General features: G+C 59.8%; 18 protein-coding genes. 5 read left to right on the forward strand and 13 right to left on the reverse strand.

The genetic code is table 11. The features are described from left to right. Positions 1-24 precede the first annotated feature (24 nt). Positions 25-1,275 (forward strand): M24 family metallopeptidase, encoded by a 1,251-nt coding sequence (locus GJR98_RS15825; protein WP_151139709.1) that lies wholly within the window; start codon positions 25-27, stop codon positions 1,273-1,275. 264 nt (positions 1,276-1,539) lie between these two features. On the opposite strand, the gene GJR98_RS15830 is transcribed toward GJR98_RS15825, so the two are convergent. Beyond that, a complete protein-coding gene (locus GJR98_RS15830) occupies positions 1,540-1,788 on the reverse strand; it encodes a hypothetical protein (protein WP_151139710.1) in 249 nt (82 codons plus the stop codon). Positions 1,789-1,921: 133 nt separating this feature from the next. Here GJR98_RS15830 and GJR98_RS15835 point away from each other — a divergent pair, with 133 nt between their 5' ends. Further along, complete coding sequence (locus GJR98_RS15835; protein WP_151139711.1) at positions 1,922-2,848, forward strand: DUF1028 domain-containing protein; 927 nt, start codon at positions 1,922-1,924, stop codon at positions 2,846-2,848. A 104-nt stretch (positions 2,849-2,952) separates the two neighbouring features. Here the strand turns inward: GJR98_RS15835 and GJR98_RS17880 are convergent, their stop codons facing one another. From GJR98_RS17880 to GJR98_RS15860, 6 genes are all read right to left on the reverse strand, one after another. Next, entirely contained in the window at positions 2,953-3,114 is a 162-nt protein-coding gene (locus tag GJR98_RS17880) for a DUF7563 family protein (RefSeq protein ID WP_191965513.1), read from the reverse strand. Between the two features lie 719 nt (positions 3,115-3,833). Next, complete coding sequence (locus GJR98_RS15840; protein WP_151139712.1) at positions 3,834-6,299, reverse strand: PAS domain S-box protein; 2,466 nt, start codon at positions 6,297-6,299, stop codon at positions 3,834-3,836. Between the two features lie 123 nt (positions 6,300-6,422). Further along, complete coding sequence (locus tag GJR98_RS15845; protein ID WP_151139713.1) at positions 6,423-7,772, reverse strand: FAD-dependent oxidoreductase; 1,350 nt, start codon at positions 7,770-7,772, stop codon at positions 6,423-6,425. 87 nt (positions 7,773-7,859) lie between these two features. Beyond that, positions 7,860-8,201, reverse strand: a complete 342-nt coding sequence (gene trxA / locus GJR98_RS15850) for a thioredoxin (protein WP_151139714.1) — start codon at positions 8,199-8,201, stop codon at positions 7,860-7,862. 179 nt (positions 8,202-8,380) lie between these two features. Beyond that, positions 8,381-8,905, reverse strand: coding sequence for a DoxX family protein (locus GJR98_RS15855; protein ID WP_151139715.1), 525 nt, complete (start codon positions 8,903-8,905; stop codon positions 8,381-8,383). Between the two features lie 356 nt (positions 8,906-9,261). Continuing rightward, a complete protein-coding gene (locus GJR98_RS15860; RefSeq protein ID WP_151139716.1) occupies positions 9,262-10,878 on the reverse strand; it encodes a long-chain-fatty-acid--CoA ligase in 1,617 nt (538 codons plus the stop codon). A 172-nt stretch (positions 10,879-11,050) separates the two neighbouring features. On the opposite strand from GJR98_RS15860, the gene GJR98_RS15865 reads away from it, so the two are divergent. After that, positions 11,051-12,550 (forward strand): cobyric acid synthase, encoded by a 1,500-nt coding sequence (locus GJR98_RS15865; protein ID WP_151139717.1) that lies wholly within the window; start codon positions 11,051-11,053, stop codon positions 12,548-12,550. A gap of 108 nt (positions 12,551-12,658) precedes the next feature. Then, positions 12,659-12,802 (forward strand): HVO_A0556 family zinc finger protein, encoded by a 144-nt coding sequence (locus GJR98_RS17565; RefSeq protein ID WP_191965514.1) that lies wholly within the window; start codon positions 12,659-12,661, stop codon positions 12,800-12,802. A gap of 92 nt (positions 12,803-12,894) precedes the next feature. Here GJR98_RS17565 and hutH read toward each other — a convergent pair whose 3' ends face one another. From hutH to hutU, 4 genes are read right to left on the reverse strand one after another with little or no spacing between them, the layout of a single operon-like run. Then, positions 12,895-14,472: a histidine ammonia-lyase gene (hutH, locus tag GJR98_RS15870; RefSeq protein WP_151139718.1), complete on the reverse strand. Its 1,578-nt coding sequence runs from the start codon at positions 14,470-14,472 to the stop codon at positions 12,895-12,897. Next, entirely contained in the window at positions 14,465-15,721 is a 1,257-nt protein-coding gene (hutI, locus tag GJR98_RS15875; RefSeq protein WP_151139719.1) for an imidazolonepropionase, read from the reverse strand. Before hutI ends, hutH begins: the two co-directional genes overlap by 8 nt. Beyond that, positions 15,714-16,643, reverse strand: a complete 930-nt coding sequence (hutG, locus tag GJR98_RS15880; protein WP_151139720.1) for a formimidoylglutamase — start codon at positions 16,641-16,643, stop codon at positions 15,714-15,716. Before hutG ends, hutI begins: the two co-directional genes overlap by 8 nt. Further along, on the reverse strand, positions 16,640-18,394 hold the full coding sequence (gene hutU / locus GJR98_RS15885) for a urocanate hydratase (RefSeq protein WP_151139721.1): 1,755 nt from the start codon (positions 18,392-18,394) through the stop codon (positions 16,640-16,642). The genes hutG and hutU overlap by 4 nt, the downstream gene beginning before the upstream one ends. A gap of 87 nt (positions 18,395-18,481) precedes the next feature. On the opposite strand from hutU, the gene GJR98_RS18020 reads away from it, so the two are divergent. Then, positions 18,482-19,132 (forward strand): helix-turn-helix domain-containing protein, encoded by a 651-nt coding sequence (locus GJR98_RS18020; RefSeq protein ID WP_151139722.1) that lies wholly within the window; start codon positions 18,482-18,484, stop codon positions 19,130-19,132. Between the two features lie 973 nt (positions 19,133-20,105). Here the strand turns inward: GJR98_RS18020 and GJR98_RS15895 are convergent. Both GJR98_RS15895 and GJR98_RS15900 read right to left on the reverse strand, forming a co-directional pair. Further along, positions 20,106-21,782 carry a hypothetical protein gene (locus tag GJR98_RS15895; protein ID WP_151139723.1) on the reverse strand — a complete coding sequence of 559 codons (1,677 nt, stop codon included), beginning with the start codon at positions 21,780-21,782 and terminating at the stop codon, positions 20,106-20,108. Next, on the reverse strand, positions 21,779-22,195 hold the full coding sequence (locus GJR98_RS15900) for a hypothetical protein (protein ID WP_151139724.1): 417 nt from the start codon (positions 22,193-22,195) through the stop codon (positions 21,779-21,781). The genes GJR98_RS15895 and GJR98_RS15900 overlap by 4 nt, the downstream gene beginning before the upstream one ends. Positions 22,196-22,712 lie beyond the last annotated feature (517 nt).

Genomic DNA, 22,712 nt, shown 5'->3' on the forward strand with positions numbered 1-22,712 from the left:
ATGCCTTTCCACGAGCGGGAGTTCATGAGTGGAACCCGCGGCACGATGGCCGTCGACTGGGAACAACGAATCGACGTGAAGCGAATGCGCGAAGAACGCAAAAACCGGGCCTTGAAGCGCATGCGTGATGCTGGACTCAGCAGTATGCTCCTCATCGACGACCCAAACATCCGCTACGTGACCGGTCTGGCGATGACCGGCGGGTCTGGTGCGGACCACTACTCACTCCTCATGGAGGACGGAAACGTCGTCCACTGGGACACCGCAGACCACGCGAGCAACCAGAAGTACAACTGCCCGTGGTTGAACGACATTCGCTACGCCTGTCCCGGACTGGGGAACGTTCCGCGAGCGTCCGGTCGCGATTCGGCCCGGTCGTTCCTCATCGACAAGATGGCGCAGACCGTCGTCGATGCGCTCGACGAGTACGACCTGTCGAACGAGCCAATGGGCATCGATTCAGGCCACACAGGACTCCTCAACGCGTTCGAGTCGGAGGGCATCGACGTTCGTCCCGCCGAGACCGCGCGTGTGATGGAAGACGCCCGCAAGACGAAGACTGAAGACGAAATCGAGTGTCTTCGGCAGGTCGCTGCCATCTGCGAAGCAGGATTCCAAGCTATCGTCGACAACGCGAAACCGGGCAAGCGCGAGTCAGAGGTGTGGGGCGACGCCGTCCGCGAACTCTGGCGACACGGTGCGATGGCACAAGGTGGGTACATTACCTCGGGGCCGAACACGTGGCCCAAACATCAGGCGAACACCACCGACCGAATGATTCGCCCCGGAGACCTCGTCTACGCCGACTTCTACAACATCGGCTACCTCGGCTACCGCTCGTGCTACTATCGGACGTTCTCGATGGGCGAACCGACCCAAGAACAGAAAGACGCCTACGACACCGCTCGTGACAACCTCTACGCCGTCCTCGACGAAATTGAACCGGGGAAGACTACCGACGAGATTGCGATGGCGTTCCCCGACATGGAGGGTGAGCACGCAGACTGGTACGGTGCCGACGAGCACTGGCAGATGACGACGAACCACTGGGCACACGGACTCGGCCTCCAACTGTACGAAGTCCCGCTCATCTGGCGTGGACTCTCGCCAGACCACCCCATCGAGATCGAGGAGGGAATGACGATGGCAGTCGAGACGCAGGAACCCGCTGGCCGACAGGGTGTGCGCGTCGAAGAGATGGTCGTCGTCCGCGACGACGGCGTCGAACTCCTCAGCCAGTGGCCGGTCGAAGAGATAACCGTCATCGACCACTGAGCAATCGGCACTGCTCGGTTCGAATTTCGAGTTTCGAACGGGGTATCGAATTAGGGCGTCACAGATATATTTTATATTTGTCACAGTTAGGTAACTGAGTCTTTTCAAACACAATAGACAACTATACAATTTTTACAATTTGTAAAAATTGTGGACTTATAGTGCCTTTCAACGCGTTTTCACGCACACTCAAAACTGTAGAACGATAGCATAGGCCAGTATATGTATATTTGAATATACTGATACTATTCTGAGTAGTTGCGCTCAATTGTACTGACGATAGAGAACCAACGCGAGTCCAACACCTCCCGTCCCGATCCCGAGAATAGACAGAGCTCGAACGATGTCGGTAAACGAGTCTTCACACTCGACGACGACCGTCTGGTCTTCGTCGTACAATTCGTGGCAGGACTGGACCGCCTGATAGTTCCAGATACCGACCCCTGCACCGAGGAGAACGAACAGGAGATACAGGGTTACCAAGATACCTCGAATGAGTCCCTGAGACGCCATGCTGCCGAATTGTAGTCTCGTTGAAAGTACTTTGTGGTCGTTCAGAACGACGGACTACCGTCTCGTCGAGAGTCGGCCACCTCTACCGCCGAGAGGTCAACTCTTATCCAGACACAGCGAGACGCTCACGCTAATGACTCCACGTCCATCGACCTTCTCTATCGTCGCTCGTGACCCAGCCCAGAACGCCGTCGGCGTCGCCGTCCAATCGAAGTTCATCAGCGTCGGGTCGGTCGTCCCGTTCGTGAGTGCCGACGCGGGCGCTATCGCGACACAGAGTTTCGCGAACGTCGCGTACGGCCCCGACGGACTCGACCTTCTTCGGGACGGTCACGACGCTGCAGAGGTCGTCGAACTGCTCACCGAATCCGACGACGAGGCCGAGAGCAGACAGGTTGGTGTCGTCGGCCAAGACGGGAATGTAGCCGCGTTCACTGGCGACGAGTGTTTCGACGTCGCCGGCGATATTCAGGGTGAGAACTATACGGTCCAGGGGAACATCCTCGAAAATTACGAGACGCTCGAAGCGATGGCCGACGCCTTCGAGACGACCGAGGGCGGATTGCCTGAGCGCCTCCTCGCCGCCCTTCACGCCGGAAACGAGGCTGGAGGAGACAAACGCGGTGAACAGTCCGCCGCGATGTACATCGCCAAACCAGAAGGCGGGTACGACGGTGGCAACGACCGCTGGGTCGACGTCCGCGTCGACGACCACGAGCACCCGATAGACGAACTCGAACGTGTGTTCAAGCTCTACGACATCACGCTCCTCGAACGCGAAGAACCCGACGAGACAGTGTCACTCTCGGGCGACACCGCAGAAGCGGTCTGTGAGACACTCGCGGAACTCGACTTCTACGACGAGACGCCGACTGGCGAGTTCGACGACGCAGCCGTCGACGCGCTCGAATCGTTCCGTGGGATGAACAACTTCGAGAACCACTCGCTCGTCGTCCTCGAAGACGCAATCGCCCGTGGCTGGGACGATGCAAACGGGACAGGCGAAGCGCGACTCATCGAAGCCATCTGGCATGGGCTCTCTCGACTCGACCGAAAGTAGTCGGAGTCACCGTCTTCGTCGGCGAACTGCCGAGACCGATCCAAAACAGTCGAAAGGGGGGAACTGCAACACCACTCGGCGAGCCGTTCATCGCCTCGTTGTTCTCAGACGTGACCGTACGGTCCACGCCCAGCAGCAGCGCCCATCTCTGTAATCTCGCTCATCGTCGCACATTCTGGGCACGCGAACACCTGGTTGTCGTTCGTGCCGAACACGCGAGCGAAATCCACCGATACGTACTGTCCACAGCGATTACACGTTCTCATCGGGTACACCTTGTTACACCCCCATGGCGTGGACAGACGAGTGAGCAAACGCGAGACGAGACCACCACCACATGTTCTCGTATCGACGACTGCCGAGTGTTCGGCACCATCCTCACCACCTGCCACGCGTTGGTGGCACCCAGAGAGAGACACGCAGTACACACAAATGACATTGCTAGTAGTCTAGCCTCTCTGAGCGAGATGGGCCGCTAGATAGCTAGTTTGGATTCACGCCACCAATTTTGTTTGTAGATTCGGTGGCAGAACACAGCCAGTCCAACGGTGGGGGTGGGAGAGTCGACAGACTGCCCGTCTGACTGCCGCTAGCGACGAAGAATGATATCGACAGCGTGGTCACGGCCCACCTCGGCGAGATGGGCGGATTCCAGCGAGAGGGCCATCGACAAATCGACTGCTGTCTTCGTGTACGGACACACTGTACAGCGAATATCGTACGTCACGATAGCTCCTGTCGAGTACGTGCAGACCAACACCGACTGTGTTCGTGCTGGTGACTCCATTCGAGAACTGCCCCGGGAAGTTCGAAGTCCGACTCTACCGAGTGATTGGTCTCGGCATCGACCACCGCAGTGACCAAGTCAACCGTGTCCGACTCCGCACCGAGACGCCGTCCGACCATACAGAGAGGACACTGTCGAGACAGGTAACTTACCACACTAGTCTACTAGTTAGCCGTCGCCCACGCCAACACCCCCAGTTCAGCCTAACGACCGTTCGTTCAGCAGGCTATCGAGCACTCGTCGCGTCGCCTTACGGACGTGGAGGTAGAACGTCGGCGACGAGATGCCCATGACTCGGGCGAGGTCGTCACCAGTCGAAAGTCTGGGCGATTCGAAGTACCCCGCGTGGTACGCCAGTTCGAGTACCTCCAGTTGACGTGCCGTCAGCAGGTCGTCCAACGTCTCACGAGTGGCAGTGAGCGTCGACACTTGCCGGTCGACTGTCCGCTTTGCGACGAGCGTCGTCTCGGCATGTCCCATCATCCCGGCGACGATTTCACGTACATCTGCCTCTGGTGCCACCTCACCGACGACAGTCGTCTGTCCCTCGTCGACGACGACAGAGCGAACGGTCGCACCGTAGTCGAGGAGTGTCGCTGACGGTGCAGTTCGGATGGTACACTCTAGCAATCCCGCCGAGTCACCGTCATCGACGACTCGTGGACACAGTTCTGCAGGCCCGGAGGCGAGTCGGTCACAGACCGCTGCCACGTCGACACCTTCGACACGCACGTAGCAGACGTATCCGTCGTCCCGTGCGGGAGTAATCGTCTCGATGACCAATCGACAGTCGAGGTCGTCGGTGAGGTCGTTGAACACCGAATCTGGGTCTTCAGACTGGAAACTCAGTTCGGTGACCGTATCCGTGTAGAGGAGGTGTTTGTTCTCGATTGCGTTCATCGCGTGACCGATTCGGTTGCCGAGTTCACCGAGGAGCGCGCGCTCGTTCTCGTCGAACGCCGCTGTCCGGCTCGTGTATACGCCGACCACGCCGTAAACGGTCCCTCCGTACCCGATAGGAACTGCGGCCATCGACTGGTATCCCCAGCGGAGTGCGTCCCCGCGCCGGTCCGACTCCTCGTGACTCCCGAGTACGTTTTGTTCCGCCTGTACCGCCTGAGAGTGGACGGCTTGGGCGAATGGATGCCACGACGACTCGCTGGTGAGTCCAGAGACGTCGAACTGGTCGACGAAGTCCGAATCGACACCGGCCCAGTCGGCGGGAATCACCCGACCAACCGCCGGGTTCAACTCCCCGTACCAGGCAAACTGGTACGCATCCGAGAGCGCCAACTGCTCACAGACGAGTCGTCTAACCTCTTCCCGGGTCGAGGCACGGGCGAGTTCTCGGTTGAGCGGTCGAAGACTCTCGGTCACCTGTTGGATTCGTTCGAGTTTGTTTCGGTGTCGTTCGAGCGTCTCTTCTCGCCGTTTCTGTTCCGTGATATCTGCGTTCACAGCGACGAAACGGTCGATTTCGCCGTGTTCGTCGACGACGGGTGCAATCGTCTGGTTGACGGTGTAGCGTTCTCCCGACTTCCGTCGGTTCGTGACCTCTCCGTGCCACACCTTCCCCGAGAGAACCGTCTGCCAGAGGTCGTCGTAGAACGCGTCGTCGTGTTCATCGGCGGTCAGAATACTCGGAGGGTTGCCAACCGCCTCGGTCGCGTCGTAGCCGGTGAGTTCCTCGAAGGCGGGGTTGACGTACTCGAGTATCCCGTCCGTGTCTGTGAGGTACACCGAGTGACCTGCCTGTTCGACCGCCTTCCGAAACGCCTGCAGTTGTCGCTCGTGTTGCTTCTGCTCGGTTACGTCGCGAGCAACGGTGATTGCCTCTTGGACAGTGCCGTCTGGGGCTACGACGGGAGCACAGTTCATCGAAAGCCACCGCTCTGACCCGTCCGGGCCCACGAGTCCGAACTCGGCACCGACCACCGGTTCCCCGGTCTCGAACACTCGCATGACAACGTGGTCGTCGACCGGGATGGGGTCGCCGTCTTCGTCGTGAATGTGTAATTCCAGGTCGGTGTATCGCTTGCCGAGTGGGTTCGAATCCGACACTCCGAGCGCACGCTCGGCACGACTGTTGATTCGCGTTATCTCACCGTCGGAGTTCGTCACCATGGTTCCGGCGGGAATCGTCTCGAGTAAGCGGTCGAACACTGCTCGCTCACGTTCGAGCGCTGCCTCCGCTTCGAGGCGAGAGACGAGGTCCGCCGAAGTCTCTGCAACATCCGTAATGACGAGAGTGACCAGTCTCTCACCCTCGTATGCGTGCTCTTGGACGCGAACTGTCGTCTGTACGTCGTGCCCATCGTGATGTCTGAGCGGGACCGCGACGGTGGAGTCGACCCCGACGGAGTCTGCTCCGACATCGAGTGTTCTCGTGAACAGGCCTGCATCTTCGCAGCGCCACTCGTCGGGAAGCAACGACCATATCGACCTCCCAACAATCTCGCTGGGCGACCATCCGAGGAGTGATTCGACTGCAGGGTTCGCGAAGACGATTCGGTCGTCCTCGTCGGCGGTGACCACCCCATCAGTCACGGCCGTTGCGAGTGGACCGAACAGACTCGTCTCATCGAGGTCGAGTGACGACGGTTCGGTGTTATCGGACCGTCTCCGTCCCATCGAATCGGCCGACTGGTCGTCTTGCCCACCCATCTCGTTTCACCGTTACAAACTTCATTTATAAAAATCGTGATAGATATACGGATTAAATACCAGTCTGTGTGAGAACTCCCCCAGACGAAGACGAGCGACTATCTCAGTGGGGGAATCGAACGGTCAGTCGAGTTTCCCGCCGAGTACTTTTGCGGTTGTGAGAACGGGGTCCCACGTCGGACTGAACGGTGGTGCGTACGCCAGGTCGAAGTATTCGAGTTCGCCGACAGTGGTCTCTGTGTGTAACGCGGCAGCGACGGTGTCGATACGCTTGGAGACGCCCTCACGGCCGACCATCGCTGCACCGAGGACCCGCTTCGAGTCGCGGTCGCCGACCATCGTGAGGTGAATCGGTTTCGCACCGGGGTAGTAGTGTGCCCGTGAGGAGCCAGTGATAGTGACGCTCACTGGGTCGAATCCAGCATCGCGGGCTTCCGCTTCGTCGATGATCCCCGTCCGTGCCACTTCGAGGTCGAACGCCTTTACGACGGCCGTCCCAGCGATATCACCCACAGGCGTCTCGTCGCCGGCCATGGTCTGTCCGATCGCCCGGCCGGCCCGGTTCGCAGTGAGTGCGAGAGGGACGTACGCCGGTTCTCCGGTGACGACGTGTCGCGCCTCGGCGCAGTCACCAGCGGCGAAGACATCCTCGGCGCTCGTTCGGCCGTGCTCGTCAGTTGCGATGGCACCGGTCTCACCGAGTTCGATACCAGCCTCGTCGGCGAGTTCGGCGTTCGGCGTCACACCGACGGCGACGAGGGCGAGGCCGACATCGACCGTTTCGTCACCGACGACGACACCTGTGAGCCGACCACTATCGCCAGTAAACCCATCTACGGCCGTGTCGAGGTGGAGGTCGATTCCCTTCTCGCGCATGTGTTCTTCTACCTTCTCAGAGACCATCTCACCGAACGGGGCGAGAACGTGCGGGAGCATCTCGAAGAGGTGGACGTCGACGTCGTGTTCGGCGAACGCTTCGGCCATCTCGATACCGACGTAGCCACCACCGACGATGCCAACGGCCGAGAGAGAGTTGCCTTCCATCAGGTCGTGGACGGCTTTCGCACTGTCGAGGCTGTGAAGTGTGTGAACGCCGTCGAGGTCCATCCCCTCGAACGGTGGTTCGATTGCTCGAGCCCCGGTCCCGAGAAGTAGTTGGTCGTAGGTCAGTGTGACCTCTCCGTCGGGGGTCTCAGCGGTCACTTCGTGGGCGTCCGTGTCGATAGCGACGACTTCGTGGTGCAAGCGAAGGTCGATGTCGCGGTCTTCGATGAACTCCTCGGGGGTGACCTGGATGAGGTCGTCGAACTCCTCGACAGCGCCTTTGACGTAGTACGGCATCCCGCACGCGGCGTATGAGACGTATTCGCCCTTCTCCAGGACGACGACATCCCTGTCGGGGTGTTCACGCTTGAACTTCGCTGCCGCACTCATCCCAGCAGCATCACCACCGACGATGACAATCGGGTCCATACCCAGTTGTTCTCGGAGGAGCCGTTAATATATTGCCCCTATTCTACAAGAGCAACGTCGAATCCGGGGGCGGAAACCGACGTATATCTAGGAAGAGAGGTCTTCGATGACCGAGCGGAGAACGTCTTCACCGCGCATGCCGACGACGCGCTTTTTCGGTTCGCCATCGGCGAAGAACACGACGTTGGGGACGCTCTGTACTTGATAGGCGCCGGCGAGTTGCTGGAATTCGTCGATATCGACTTTCGCCACGACAGCATCAGTCTCTGCTGCGAGCGTCTCGACGATGGGTTCGAGCATCTTACACGGCCCACACCAGTCGGCGTAGAAGTCGACGAGAACGACGCCCTCGCGGTCGACGACGGCTTTGAAGTGTTCGACAGAGTCGACGTGGATGGGTTCGTCAGCTACGATTTCCGGTTCGGACATGTACGCGTTCGTACTCACCCGTCTACCTTAACAGTATTGTTTAGAATGGACAATCCTACACAGACATCACACTGTGTGCATCAGAAGTGTTCCAGAAGAAGTGTCAGCACGTCGTTCGTCGTGTTCAGCGCGCGCAATCCTCAACGAAAGACCGCGAGAGGAGTGTCGCAACATCCTCCTCAGCCGAGGATGTATTTGAGGGCGGGGCGTTGTCGGACGAACTCCGTCTTCTCGATGATGGCGTCGAGGCCGAGGATGCGGCCCATGGCGAGGGTGCCGATGAGGGCGAACATCATGAGGCCGAAGAGGTCACCGTTGACCATGCCGTGTCCCCAGTCGGCGTTCCCCAGGTAGAAGAACACCATCAGGAAGCCACCGAAGAAGGCGGCAAGCCGGGTGAGTGCGCCGATGAGGATGCCGAGGCCGATGAGGGTCTGGCCGAGCGGAATCATGAAGTTCGTGAATTCGAGCATCCACGGAGTCGCGGCGGCCCACGCGAGGAAGCCACTGATGGGTCCCGTCGAGTTCGCCAGCCAGCCAGCGGCGCTGAACGGTTCTGGTGCAAGGTACTTACCCATCCCTGCGTTGAGGAACCAGTAGCCCGTGATGAGACGGACGAGGACGAGCACGTAGCCCGTCGCACCCTGCGAGTAGTCGAAGTCCATTCTGTTGCCGAATATTTCAATTTGTCCAGTTGCGGCCATTTTAATTCACCTTACAATTCAACAATCGACTGCCAAGAGAATATAAAGAGCGTCTGATTTCCGAATCCAGGGAATTGAGAATCAGCGAAAACGAGAGTGTGAAAACCGCTACACACCATGCTAGTTAATGTATATCCCACTATTCTAGATTAGTGTCGAGCGATGAGCTCACGAAAAATGTCTGTTTCTCGATACACGCTCCCACAGTGTTCGTTGGCGAAAGCTACGGCATCTGACTCCAGTGAGAGTCAGAGTTGGAGTAAAGCGAAACCCGGTCCGATTGAAATCTGGGAGTTGGTTGTTTAGAGGACTCCACAGTCGGTGGCAGACAGTCCACCCAGAGCCTCGACGTGCGCCTATCCCTGTCCGACCATCTGGTCTTCGTCGTCCCACTCGCGCTTGCGAAGTTCGTACTTCTGAATCTTCCCAGTCGCTGTCTTCGGAATGTCTTCGACGAACTCGAACTCACGGATGACTTTGTAGCCCGCGAGGCGGTCACGCGTGTACTCGGTCAGTTCCTCGGCGGTGACACCCGGGTTTTCGACGTCGCCGTTCGCCGGCACGACGAACGCCTTCGGCGTCTCACCCCACTTCTCTGACGGTGCAGGGATGACCGCAACGTCGCCGATGGCATCGTGGTCGAACAGCGTGTCTTCGAGTTCGACAGACGAGATGTTCTCGCCACCGGAGATGATGATATCCTTCTTGCGGTCCTTGATCGCAATCATGCCGTCTTCGTTGACGACGGCGAGGTCGCCAGTGTGGTACCAGCCTTCGCGACGGTCGTTGAGCGCTTCGTCGGTCTCTTCAGGCTTGTTCCAGTACTCTTCCATCACCTGATTACCGCGCACGACGACTTCGCCGATGGTGGTGTCGTCTCGTGGGACTTCGTTCCCATCTTCGTCGACGACACAGAGGTCCGTCCCAAGCGGTGCGACACCCTGCCGCTGCTTCAGTGAGAATCGGAGGCCGCCCTCGTCCGGAATCAGTCGACGAGCATCGGACGTGGCGATGAGCGGCCCCGTCTCGGTGGCGCCGTAGAGTTGAGTGAACTCCCACCCGAACTCGGTTTCTGTGTAGCGAATCGTCGCACTCGGTGCTGCACTCCCGGCAGCAGTCACGCGAATCGGGTTGGCTCCGGTGTACGCAGGGTCGTTCTCTTCGGCGTACTCCCGCAGAATCGAGAGCACGGTCGGCGCACAACAGAAGAACGACACGTCCTCCTCGGTAATCGCGTCGAACACCTGTTCGGCGTCGACACCACGCGTACAGACGTGTTTGGCACCACGACCGGTGATGGCGTAGATGTGACCCCACCCGTTGACGTGGAACATCGGAAGCGTCCAGAGGTAGACGTCGTCGTCGCTGATGTGGTGGTGAATCGTCACCAGTTGGGCGTGCAGCGACTCGGTACGGTGCGTCCGACAGACACCCTTCGGGTCACCCGTCGTCCCCGACGTGTAGTTGATCGTGATGATGTCGTCTTCGGACATCTCGGGACGCTCGTAGTCGTCCGCGTCGACGTCGTCGATGAACTCCTCGAACCCAATCCACTCACCGTCGACGGCGGCGGGGTCGTTGGTCACGAACACCTCTGTCGGCACGTCGTCGCGCACTGCCTCGATTTTGCTCGCGTACTGGTAGTCGGCGTAGACGACTTCCGACCCAGAGTCAGAAAGCAGGTACTCGTAGTCGTCTGGCGTGAGTCGATAGTTCAGCGGGACGTGTATCGCACCAGACTGCATCGAGCCAAACGCGGCTTCGAGGTGGTAGTGCGTGTTCGGGTCCAACACGGCAACACGGTCGGCTTTTCCGATTCCACGAGACTGCAACGCCGCAGAGAACCGGTCGACGCGCTCGCCAAACTCACTGTACGTGAAGCGCTCACCGTTGGTTCCAACGATGGCTTCGTAGTCGCCGTAGTACGTTCGTGCACGGTCGAGGAAGTCCGTCACGAGTAACTGTTTTTTCATTCGTGATAGACCGGGACGTGGAGGCAACTAAACGCACCACTTGCGGCAACATTTCAACGGGCCAAGAGTAGGACCAAAATATAGCGGGGGCAGTCGATTCGAACAGCAGGAGTACGTGAGGTGCGCGACCGAACTCAACACCTTTGAACCGACAGCGCGTGAACGACGATGAATGACGACGCCGACCCTCCTCGTCGCCGGAACCGCGAGTCACGTCGGAAAGAGTACCGTCGCAGCCGGGCTCTGTCGACTCCTCGCTACCCGCGGCCTCACCGTCGCCCCGTTCAAGGCACAGAACATGAGTAACAACGCGCGTGCAGTCGCACGTCACGACGGCGATGGATTCGGAGAAATCGGTGTCTCGCAGTACGTCCAGGCCCGTGCCGCAGGCGTCGTACCAACGACCGACCACAATCCGGTGCTTCTCAAGCCACACGGAGATGGGACCTCGCAACTCGTCGTCCAAGGGCGGGCAGTGAGCGTCAACGCCGCCGGTGACTACTACGCCGACCACTGGCACGACGCCAGAGACGCCGCACAGGAGTCACACCAGCGACTCACCGAGCGGGCAGACATCATCGTCGCCGAGGGTGCAGGCTCGATTGCCGAGATAAACCTCCACGACCGCGATTTGGCCAACGTCGAGACGGCACGGTTCGCCGACGCGAAGATTCTCCTCGTCGCCGACATCGAGCGCGGAGGTGTCTTCGCCAGTCTCGTCGGGACGCTCGAACTCCTCCCAGACGACCTTCGACAGCGTGTCGTCGGAGCGGTCATCACGAAGTTCCGCGGAGACCCAGCCCTCCTCGAATCGGGACTCGATGCCTTCGAACAACGAACCGGTGTCCCCGTCCTCGGTGTCATCCCGTACGACGACCCTGGACTCCCAGAAGAAGACAGTCTCTCGCTGCCATCGAAAGGCGAGCACGCGACAGTCGGTGCCGACGACGGAGTCTCCGACTCTCAATCGGTCACGATCGGCGTCCTGCGCCTCCCACACATCTCGAACGCGACAGACTTCCAACCGCTCGCCGAAACACCGGGTGTTCGAGTCTCCTATCTCCCACTCGATGCCTCACTCGCAGACGTCGATGGCGTCGTCCTCCCCGGGAGCAAGAACACCGTCGACGACCTGCTCGAACTTCGTGCGTCTGGATTCGACGACGAACTCGCCGACTTCGACGGCCCAATCGTCGGCATCTGTGGCGGATACCAACTCCTCGGGGAACGAATCGAACACGCCGACATCGAAGGAACACGTGGAGAAGAGACGGTCGAGGCGCTTGGCTACCTCCCAACAGTCACGACGTTCTCGCTGGAGAAGCGCGTCGAAGCAGTCTCGGTCGAGTTCGAGGGGGCCGGACCACTCGCTGGCGTCTCTGGACCAGTCGACGGCTACGAGATACACCAAGGTTCGACGCGAATCGTGGGTGATGCAACCGAAATCACTGGCGACGGGGCCGCAGTTGGGCGGCTCGCTGGAACGTACATCCACGACTTGTTCGCCAACGAGGCACCTCGGGAAGGGTTCGTGGATGCAGTGTACGAGTACGCAGGGAGAGAGCGTCCTGTGCAAGCAGACAGTGTTTCGAGAGACCCGTACGAACGGACGGCGACACTCGTCGGGTCCAACGTCGACGTTGCACGACTGCTCAGTTCGGTCGGCGTGTAACCGGTGGTCGCGGTGCGACAGTACGTGTGAGCGGCGCAGACGCGTTAATCGTGAACAATATCTCGTGCGGTGACAATATTCATAGTGGTAGAGTCGAGTAGGTTCGGTATGTCTCAATCAGGCGTACTTCTCAAAAAGCTCGGCGACGACGAATGTGTGTACTGCGATGGCGACCTCGTCGAGAGCACGTACAAAGGGAACGATGCGGTCATCTGTGACGATTGCGGCACGCCCGCGATTCAGCTCTGGTAACCGCCAGTATCCCAACTTCGCTGGCTGAATGTTCGACGCGTCCGGGCCTCAGTAGTGGTTGTGATGGTGTTGGTGCCGACCAGAACCGCTGGTTACTGAGTCGCCTCGGTGGCAGCGACACGAATCGCACCGAATCGGACGAGGTCAGCGGCCTCTTCTAATTCGCCATCGAGCGGTCTGTCGTCGTCGAGTGGCGGAACGACAGTCCGAATCGCATCACGGACGGCACCAGTTCCGGTCCCGAGTTTCAAGCCGTCGTCGAGGAATTCGGCCGCCTGCGCACCACAGAGGAGTTCGACACCAACGATGGTCGCGACGTTCTCGGCGACGACCCGCGCGTTCAGCGCACTCTGTCCACTCATGCTCACGTGGTCTTCTTGGCCGCCACTGACGGGTGTCGAATCGAGCGATGGGCGACCAAACGAGCGACACTCGTTGAGCAATGCGGCCGCCGTGTACTGCGCAATCATGTACCCTGAGCGGAGACCGCTGTGTTCTGTCAGGAACGGCGGGAGATACGGTTCCTGCACGTCGGGGTTGAGCATCCGGTCGGTCCGGCGCTCCGAAATTGCAGCAAGTTCTGTCAGCGCACCAGCGGCGTAGTCCAGCCGGAGTGCCAGTGGTTCACCGTGGAAGTTCCCCGCAGAGACCACGGCCGCAACGTCGGTTCCCGGAGCGCGCTCGTCCACGGCGCCCGCCGGGAAGACGAGTGGGTTGTCGGTCACGCTGTTGAGTTCGATTTCGACGGCCTCCCGCAGGTGTTCGACGGCGTCTCTGACAGCACCGTTGACCTGTGGGAGGCACCGAATCGAGTAGGCGTCCTGCACTCGCTCGCAGTGTTTGTGCGACTCCAAGACAGTAGATCCCTCGGTGAGTCGGCGAACCGCGGTAGCACTCTCTTGCTGGCCGGGGTGGGGTCGAACCTCGTGAATCGCAGGGTCACAGTTTGCGGTCGTCCCCATCGTGACTTCCGTCGTGAGGGCGCCGGCCGCATCGGCGGCATCGACGATTCGCTCGGCGTCGACGACGAACAGCGACGCGAGGCCGACGGTGAGTTGCGTCCCGTTGATGAGCGCCAACCCCTCCTTGGATTTGAGCGTCACCGGTTCCAATCCGACCGCGTGTAACGCTTCGGCTCCAGAGAGTCGCTCGCCGTCGACGTGTGCTTCGCCTTCACCGATGAGTACCAGCGCCATGTGGGCCAGCGGAGCGAGGTCGCCGCTCGCACCGAGACTGCCGCGAGACCGGACAGCGGGGTGAACGCCCTCGTTCAACATCGAGACGAGAAGTTCGACGACGGTTGGTCGAATTCCAGAGTATCCCTTTGCAAGCGTGTTCGCCCGCGTGACCATCATCGACCGGACTTCAGAGCGGGTCAGTTCGCGGCCTGCACCCGCGGAGTGACTCCTGACGAGGTTCGTCTGGAGGCGTTCGATGTCCTTTCGGTCGATGTGGGTCTCGACGAGGTGGCCGAACCCCGTGTTGACGCCGTAGACCGGTTCGCCAGACTCCAGGACTGATTCGACTCGTGCGCGCGACTCTCGCATCTGCTCGATTGCGTCCGTGTGCAGTTCGACAGGCGCGTCGTGTCGAGCGACCGCGGCCACGTCTTCGGGCGTCAGCGATGCACCGTCGAGGACCACGATTTCGGGGAGTGACTGCTCACTCATGGACGACCACCCCCGACTTCAGGACGGTCGAAACGGGGTTCGTGTCGAATCGGTACGAGAGATGGGTCGCGGTCGGAACGTCGAGAACGACGGCATCGGCGAGGCTGCCGGGGGTGAGTGTTCCGGTGCCATCAGGTCGTCCGAGTGCGTTCGCGGCAGCGCTGGTGATACCTCTGATAGCCTCGTGTGGCGTCATTCGCATACCGACGCTGGCGAGTGTGGCGACGAACCCCATACTTCGAGCGAAGCAGTTCGGGTTGAAATCTGTGGCGAGGGCGACTTCGTAGCCTGCGTCGAGGAAGGCACGAGCATCGGCGTATTCTGCGCCGAGTCCGAACGCTGTCCCGGGAAGCATGACAGGCGTGACGCCCGCGTCGACGAGCGTCTCTCGCCCCGAGTCGTCGGTGTGCAGCAGGTGGTCAGCGCTCACCGCACCGACAGCGGCCGCAACGTCAGCGCCGCCGATGGCAGCGAACTCGTCGGCGTGAATCTTCGGTGTGAGTCCGTACTCACGACCGGCCTCTAAGATTCGCCGCGACTGGTCTGCATCGAATACGCCTCGCTCACAGAACACGTCACAGAACTCGGCGATTCCCTGTTCAGCGACTGCAGGGAGTTGGTCGGAGATGACATCGTCGACGTATGCTTCGGTGTCCATCCCACGCGGGACGGCGTGCGCGCCCATGAACGTCGGGATGACATCGAGTGGGTGCTCGTCGCCAGCGGCAGCGATTGCGTCGAGCATCCGGAGTTCCGTCTCGGTGTCGAGGCCATACCCGGTCTTCACTTCGACTGTCGTCGTCCCGTGTGCGAGCATCGCGTCGAGGTGGTCGGTGAGGTTCGACACGAGTTCGTCGTCGGAAGCCTCACGAACCGCATCGACAGTTCGGAGGATGCCACCACCCTCGGCGAGTATCTCTTCGTACGTCGCACCGCGGAGTTTCGCGACAAATTCGTCAGACCGGTCTCCGGCGAACAGTGCGTGGGTGTGCGGGTCAACGAAGCCAGGGAGAACTGTCTTTCCAGTCGCGTCGATGGAGGTGTCTGCGTCTTCGAGCGGATATTCCGTGAGGACATCTTCTGTCGAACCAACGGCGACGACGCGTCCATCGACTGCGGCGAACGCTGCATCTTCGACAACGACGATGCCAGTCTCGTCGTCCGGGCCAACGACCAGTTCGGCCGCGCCGTAGACGACGGTCACGTTCTCACCATCCACAGGGTCAGTCTCTGTCCCGGAGTCACGCATCGGTCCTCACCCCCGAGAGGAAGTGGGCCACAGCACGCGCTGCGGCGTCCACAGTTCGTCCGCTGTCGTCGAGTGGCGGCGCACACTCCACGACTTCGAATCCGATGACACGCGAATCGGACGCGACCCGGCGGAGCATCGTGTATAACTCACGAGTCGTGATGCCGCCGGGTGTAGGCGCACTCACACCCGGCGCGGCAGTTTGGTCGAGGACGTCGACGTCGAGGCTGACGAAGACGAAGTCGCACGTTGCCAGCGCATCGAGCGCGAAGTCAGCTGTCTGGAGTGGGTCCCGACTCACTTCGTCGGCCGTCAAGATTGTGCCCCCAACGTCGCCCAAGAAGTCAGCGTACGCAGTCGACGTCTCGAAGTGACGCGCACCGACGACGGAGAGCCGGTCGAGTCCCTCGTCGAACAGTTGACGGTAGGGAGTCCCACTGGACGGACCGTCGAGCGGTACCCGGCAGTCGAGGTGGGCATCGAAACTCACGACACCGACCGACGCATCGAGTGCGAGGAGCGGTCGGACGTTGCCGACCGTCAGTGAGTTGTCGCCACCGAGGAAGACGGGGAACGACCCGCGTTCGTAAACGTCTGCTGTGACGTCGGCGACCATCGACTGGACCTCTGCAACCCCGTTTCGTGTACTATCGAACGAGATGTCACCGAGGTCGGCGAGCGTCGATATCGGGCCGTCGTCGAAGTGGTGGGTCTTGACCGACGCCAGTGCACGCCGAATCGCAGTGGGGCCCTCACGAGCGCCGCGACGGCCGATGACTGCGCCATCGAACGGTTCGCCCACGAACACAGCGTCGTAGTCGCTGACGTCTTCGAGACTCGTCTGCTGGACGACGTGTCCGAACTGCTCGTCGTTCGGGTCCGAAGACGTTCCCTGCCACTCGGGTGGGTCACGAACCGTCATTCGTTCCCTCGTTCTGCGTCGTGTTCTCGCATCGGGATGTGCACGCCCGACTGCGCCGCTTCGTCGAGAGCATCTTCGTACCCGGCGTCGGCGTGACGAATGACGCCCATCCCGGGGTCAGTCGTGAACACCGCGCGGGCCTTTTTCGCCGCGAGGTCGGTGCCGTCGAGGACGACGTGGTTGTTGCTGTGGAGGGAGTTGCCGATGCCGACGCCGCCGCCGTCGTGAACGGACACGATGTCTGCACCAGCGGCCGTGTTGAGCAGGGCGTTCAGGATGGGCCAGTCTGCAACCGCGTCGGTCCCATCGCGCATCGCCTCAGTCTCACGATTCGGACTCGCGACAGACCCTGCGTCGAGGTGGTCCCGCGTGACGACGACAGGCGCGGAGAGTTCACCGGACGCGACGAGGTCGTTGATTTCGAGTGCGAACCGAGCACGCTCGGTGAGGCCGTCGTCGTCGGTGTGGTACCCAAGCCAACACACCCGTGACGGGAGTCCTTGGAACGATACCTGCTCTTGTGCGAGGTCTATCCACCGCATAAGCGACTCGTTCTCTGGGAAGAGGTCACGAATCGCCTCGTCAGTTCGGTAGATATCTTCGGGGTCGCCCGAGAGTGCGGCCCACCGGAACGGGCCACGCCCACGACAGAACATCGGACGGATGTACGCAGGAACGAATCCGGGGAAGTCGAACGCGTGAGACATTCCTCTGTGTGTCTGGACCTGTCCACGGATGTTGTTTCCGTACTCGAAGGCGACCGAACCACGGTCTTGGAGGTCGAGGATGGCCTGCACGTGTCGTTCCATCGTGTCGAGACTCGCCTCGACGTAGGCGTCCGGGTCGTCCTCACGGAGTTGGTCCGCTTCCTCGACACTGTACCCACTCGGGTAGTAGCCCTCCAGTTCGTCGTGGGCACTCGTCTGGTCGGTGACGACGTCGGGTATCTCGTCGCGCGCGATGAGTGCTTCGAGCATGTCGGCAGCGTTCATCTGCACGCCGACGCTGTACGGCTCACCTGCTTCGAGGGCCTCGTGGGCCTTTTCGAGCGCCTCGTCGAGAGAGTCGGCGAACTCCATCAGGTAGTCAGTGTCCACCCGTCGCTGGATACGGTCTGCTTTGACCTCGGCGGCGATGCACACACCGTGATTCATCGTCACCGCGAGCGGTTGCGCACCGCTCATCCCACCGAGACCACCAGTGACGACGAGTTTGCCACGCAGGTCGCTGTCGTACTCCTGTCGGGCGAGTTCGGCGAGTGTCTCGTACGTCCCTTGGATGATTCCTTGCGTGCCGATGTAGGCCCACGACCCAGCCGTCATCTGGCCGTACATTATCTTCCCCTGCGCTTCCAGCTCGTGGAAGTGCTCCCAGTCGTCCCAGTGGCCGACGAGGTTGGAGTTGGCGATGAGTACGCGCGGGGCGCGCTCGTGCGTGGTGAACTTCCCCACCGGCTTGCCGGATTGGACGAGCAGTGTTTCGTCGTCTTCGAGGTCACGTAACTCGGTGAGAATCGCGTCGTAGGCGGCCCACGACCGGGCGGCGCGTCCAGTCCCGCCGTAGACGACGAGGTCCTCGGGGCGTTCGGCAACGTCGGGGTCGAGGTTGTTGTTGAGCATCCGGAGTGCTGCCTCCTGTCGCCAGCCTTTGCACTCGATGTCCGTCCCCGTTGGCGCACCCTGATACTGGCGCCACTGTTCACTTGGTTCACCAAGCCGGTCAGTCTTGGTCGTCGACCGCTGGTCGTGCATACCTCTCACTTGGCGACCACGACGGGTATCGGTTCCCCCACCTCAAGGTGGTTGATTTATATATAGAACCGGCGCGTTGCGTCTCACGTGTACGAGGCAACGTTCCGAATTAGAGACGACAGCGCGTACGCCGCCGCGACGGCGGGGAACAGTGCGACAATCGAACTGTGGTGCAACGAACACTGCGACCTGTTGCACGTGAGTCACGAAGTTGGGACGGACGTCCTCGAACAGGTGCGTGAGACCGTCGGTATCGAAGAGGCAATCGAACAGGGAGACGAACTCGTCGCCATCACTGCAGACTGTCTCCGACATCACGAGATAGACGACATCGAGGGATATCTCCGACGGCACGGCGTCCTCCTGCTTCCGCCACTTCGGTACCAGCGGGGTGCAAAAGTGTGCCGCCTGCTTGCCGTCTCTGCGGCGTCGCTGACGGCGTGTTTCCGTGACCTCGTGGAGAGTGGATACGACGTGAGTGTCGAGTCGAAACGAGAAGTGTCGTTCGCCAGCGGTGATGCACCGCTCTTGGCACCGCTCGATGCGATGCCATCACTCACCGGTCGACAGCGAGAGGCGCTCAAGCTAGCGTACGAACACGGCTACTACGAACTCCCACGAGAGACAAGGACCGACGCAATCGCGACACAGATGGGCGTTTCACGACGAACCGCAGAAGAACATCTCAGGCGAGCAGAGCGCAAGGTGATGGAGTCAGTCGTTCGGTACGTCGTCTAGTCTCGGTGGACGGCAAGGGTCCACCCGTGGGTGGGAAAATATAGAAATCAGGGGTTACAGCAGTTGCTTATTGGTTCTAAACCGTTCTAGAAATGTTCGGACTCAACGAGCTTTCGTGCGAAAGTCCGAGAGTCTGTATGACACTTTTTCAGCGTGTTGGCCACAGAGTTACCTCTCGATAAGAGCGATTTTGATTCTACACCCATGAAATTCCCCGGAAGGTAGCCCCCAAATCGATGGTCAAATGAGGTTGTTCTCCATTAGCCGACAAAAGCCTCGGTCTCCATCCCAGAGAGACAACCTTCGTTTCACGTCGATAACGACGCCAGAGAGACCTCACGAGCGTCAAAACGTAGAAAGAGGAATTGTGGAAATGGGCACTTTGAACAGTCATCAATCCACTCAATAGAGGCAATATCGGAATTCGAAATCGGAGGATACACCCCACCAACGTTGGGGTGTACTAAGGAATCAGCGTTTTTAGAAGACATATCCAGGAGCTTCGTCGAGGCCAATTCCACCTCCGATGGACGCCATCCGAAGAATCGTTTCACAGGGTAGCAGGTCTCTCGTGGGCACCAGCAAGCGAATTTGAATTACCAAAATGCCGAATACAAGAGGCCAATAGTGGCTCGGTTACATCCCTGGTGTGGGTCCGATTCGAGTACACCCTTGCGGGGAAAATGCGTGGGTGTACACCCCTGTAGACCAAGGGTGTAGGGCCCGAGAGCCAGTACAACTGTGAATTCAGGGGTGTAGAATCGCCCCAATTTTGGCCAAGGGTGTACCGGTCAAATCGGCCATTAGTATCAGAATGGAATCTGTATTCGATTAGAAAATCTCTAAGCATCTAACAGAAGGGTGGTGAAAAACACTATTCCAACCTGCATCATCGTCGCCAGACCACCGCTAGCGAACAGCCAGAATCAGTTGCGTTCTGGAGACTCACTTCAAGACGGAAGAGATGTCAAGACTATAGTTCGGCCGCTTCAGTGTTTTCGGCGTCCTCACCCTCTTTCGAAGCCGTGCTGGATGCGGATTCTTCGGTATCTGAGTGTCCTCCGGCATCGTCAGCCTCCGTTCGATCGTCCATCATACCGGGGAGCTGGATTGCTTGACTGAGGTTACTACGCCACACCTTTCCGGTTTCGACGTCGTCTCGAATCTCCGATATTTCGCTGGTGAGTTTGTCGACCTGCGCGTCAAGTTTCCACTCGGAGACGAGTCGCTGGTCGAGTTCGGTGAGACGCTCTTCGAACACCGCTTCGGTTACCAGACTGTCTTCGATGGATTCGACCTGCGCTTCGATGGTCTGGATAGCATCTTTCGACGCAGTCAGAGCCGATTCGAGCTGTTCGATGTCGTCGCGCATCTCGGCCGTCTCAGTCTGCAGGCCATCGATGACCTGTTCAGCGGTCCCGTTTTCGTCGAGGAACTCTTCGAGGGCTTTCGTGTACGCTGCGAGGTTGTCGACGCGGTTCTGGACGTGACTGAGTCGTGCGTCCAGCGACGTCGGCGCCGAAGTTCCCAACGAGTCACGCAGGACTGCCAACTCGTCGTCGGAGAGGTCCCGACTCGAGAGTTCCTCCACGAGAGCGTCGACGATACTTTCGACCTCAGACGCGTCGTGTTCTGCAGGTTCAGATTCGTCGGTGGCGCTCACTTCGGAAGTCGGTGCGTCGGCGTCCTCCGCCTCGGATTCGGCTGTGTCGACATCGTCTTCGACAACCTCAGCTGAATCAACCTCACCGTCTTCGTCGATATCGGGAGTCTCGACGTCTACAGATTCCCCGTCGGGTTCGTCGCTACCGTGGTCCGCTTCTTCTGCGGCGTCCGTGAGCTCCTCAGATTCCTCGTCGACTGCCGTCGAATCACTGTTGTCGGGACTGAGTGTGTCAGTCTCGACGACTGGTTCAGCGGAATCAGACGTCGAAGCTTCAACGGATGAGTCAGCGTCGCCCTCTGTTGGGTCAGCGAGTTCTAGAGAACCGTCGTTGGCGCTAGGACCGTCGTCGCGCTCAGCAGCGTTCTGTGATTTCGACCCGACGAACTGGATGTCCGACGAGATGTCCCTATCTCTCCCTGTCCGACTCGTACTCCAACTCCCGGACGTAGACCGAAGGTCTTCGACGCGTGGAATGCGGCCTTCGAAGTCGTCCCCTGGCTTGAACGTGGTCTCTTGTGCTGTGGTTTCGTCGTCGGGTTCGCTGTTCTCCGCGTTGTCGTTCGTCATAGTAAGTAAGTCGTCGCTGTCGGTCGTTGGTTCGTCACCAGCAGGGTCGATTTCGACCCCCACTTCGGTGAGAAATGATTCGAGGCTGCTCTGAGACAGGCCCTTTATTCCGTAGAGAGTGAACGCCTCTCCTTCGGGAGCGAGTCGGTCGGTGTAGACGAACGCGCCATCGTCGGTCTTCGTCCACTTGTCGCCACCGTACTTTGGGTGTGGTCCGAGATTCTCCATCGGGAAGTCCGATGGGACGGATTCGACCATCCGAAGCCGGACGGCGTCGTCTCTGTCCGACGATATTTCGAACCGGACGACCGAGAGTCCCTCACCGTTCGCCCACACCGACTTTTCGACAGTGATACCGCGGATAGCGGTCGTGAACTTCTCGCTGACGCGCTCCATCTCACGGAAGAGTGGCGTCATCGACCCTTACCCCACGAGTCGATCGTCTGCTCGACAGTCCGTCCAATCGACAGAACCTCCTGCCGTTTGGATGGGAGCGCCCACTGGCTGTGGACCGTCCCCGTGTCGTCGACCAGCCACACACCGCTCCCTCGTGCGTCGAAGTCAGCAGCGTGTGTCTCGGCGACTGAAGGCTGGTTGTCGACGACGACGTGCATTTCGAGCCCCTCGATGAACTGAAGCCACGCGATGTCCGACAGTGGGCTGAAGCAGTCTCCGTCTCCCGGCATGTGCTCTTCGCAGGCAAGGACGAACAACGACAGACAGTTGTCAGTCGTATCCTCACTCGGTGCCCCCGTCAGCGCGTCGGCTGTACGGTCCGAGCTCCTGTACGCCGAGCGACTGAGGTTGTCGGGAGAGATCGAATCAGTCACCACGAATCACCCCTCCGTGGCTTTCGACGAAGCACGTGGTCCCGAGTTGTCGTCGGCGAAGACGGCGTTCGTACCACGTGGTCGACGGAAGTGACCCCCAGTTGCATCGTGCGTGAATCGACCCTGCTCTCGTTCTGTGGGACAGTGCCATCGCGGTGTCCCTCATCACACGACATCGTCGTTCACCTCGCTCCCTGCCCGCTACCGTCGCGTGCTGCCGAGGTGATGTCACGAGGGCATGGTTGCACACCAAGCACACTCGCGTTGGCTCGGAGGTGAACCCCATCACCCCGCGAATACCAGAGTTCCCCCCACTCGAACTCTGGAACATCACTCATTTTGTCAATAGTTTGTCCACCCATACTAGAAATTAATGATTTCCTACATACTTGTAAGTACCGTCCTAACCAGTCCTAAAGCCCCGATTTAATCGAGTATAGAGCTTCTTTCTGTGAGTATCGGGTCTCTTTCAATGCGTATTGGACACCTTTCAGAGGATACATTTCGCCACCAAAGC

Origin of the sequence: Haloferax marinisediminis, from assembly GCF_009674585.1 — an archaeon.
GTDB classification, from domain to species: Archaea; Halobacteriota; Halobacteria; order Halobacteriales; family Haloferacaceae; genus Haloferax; species Haloferax marinisediminis.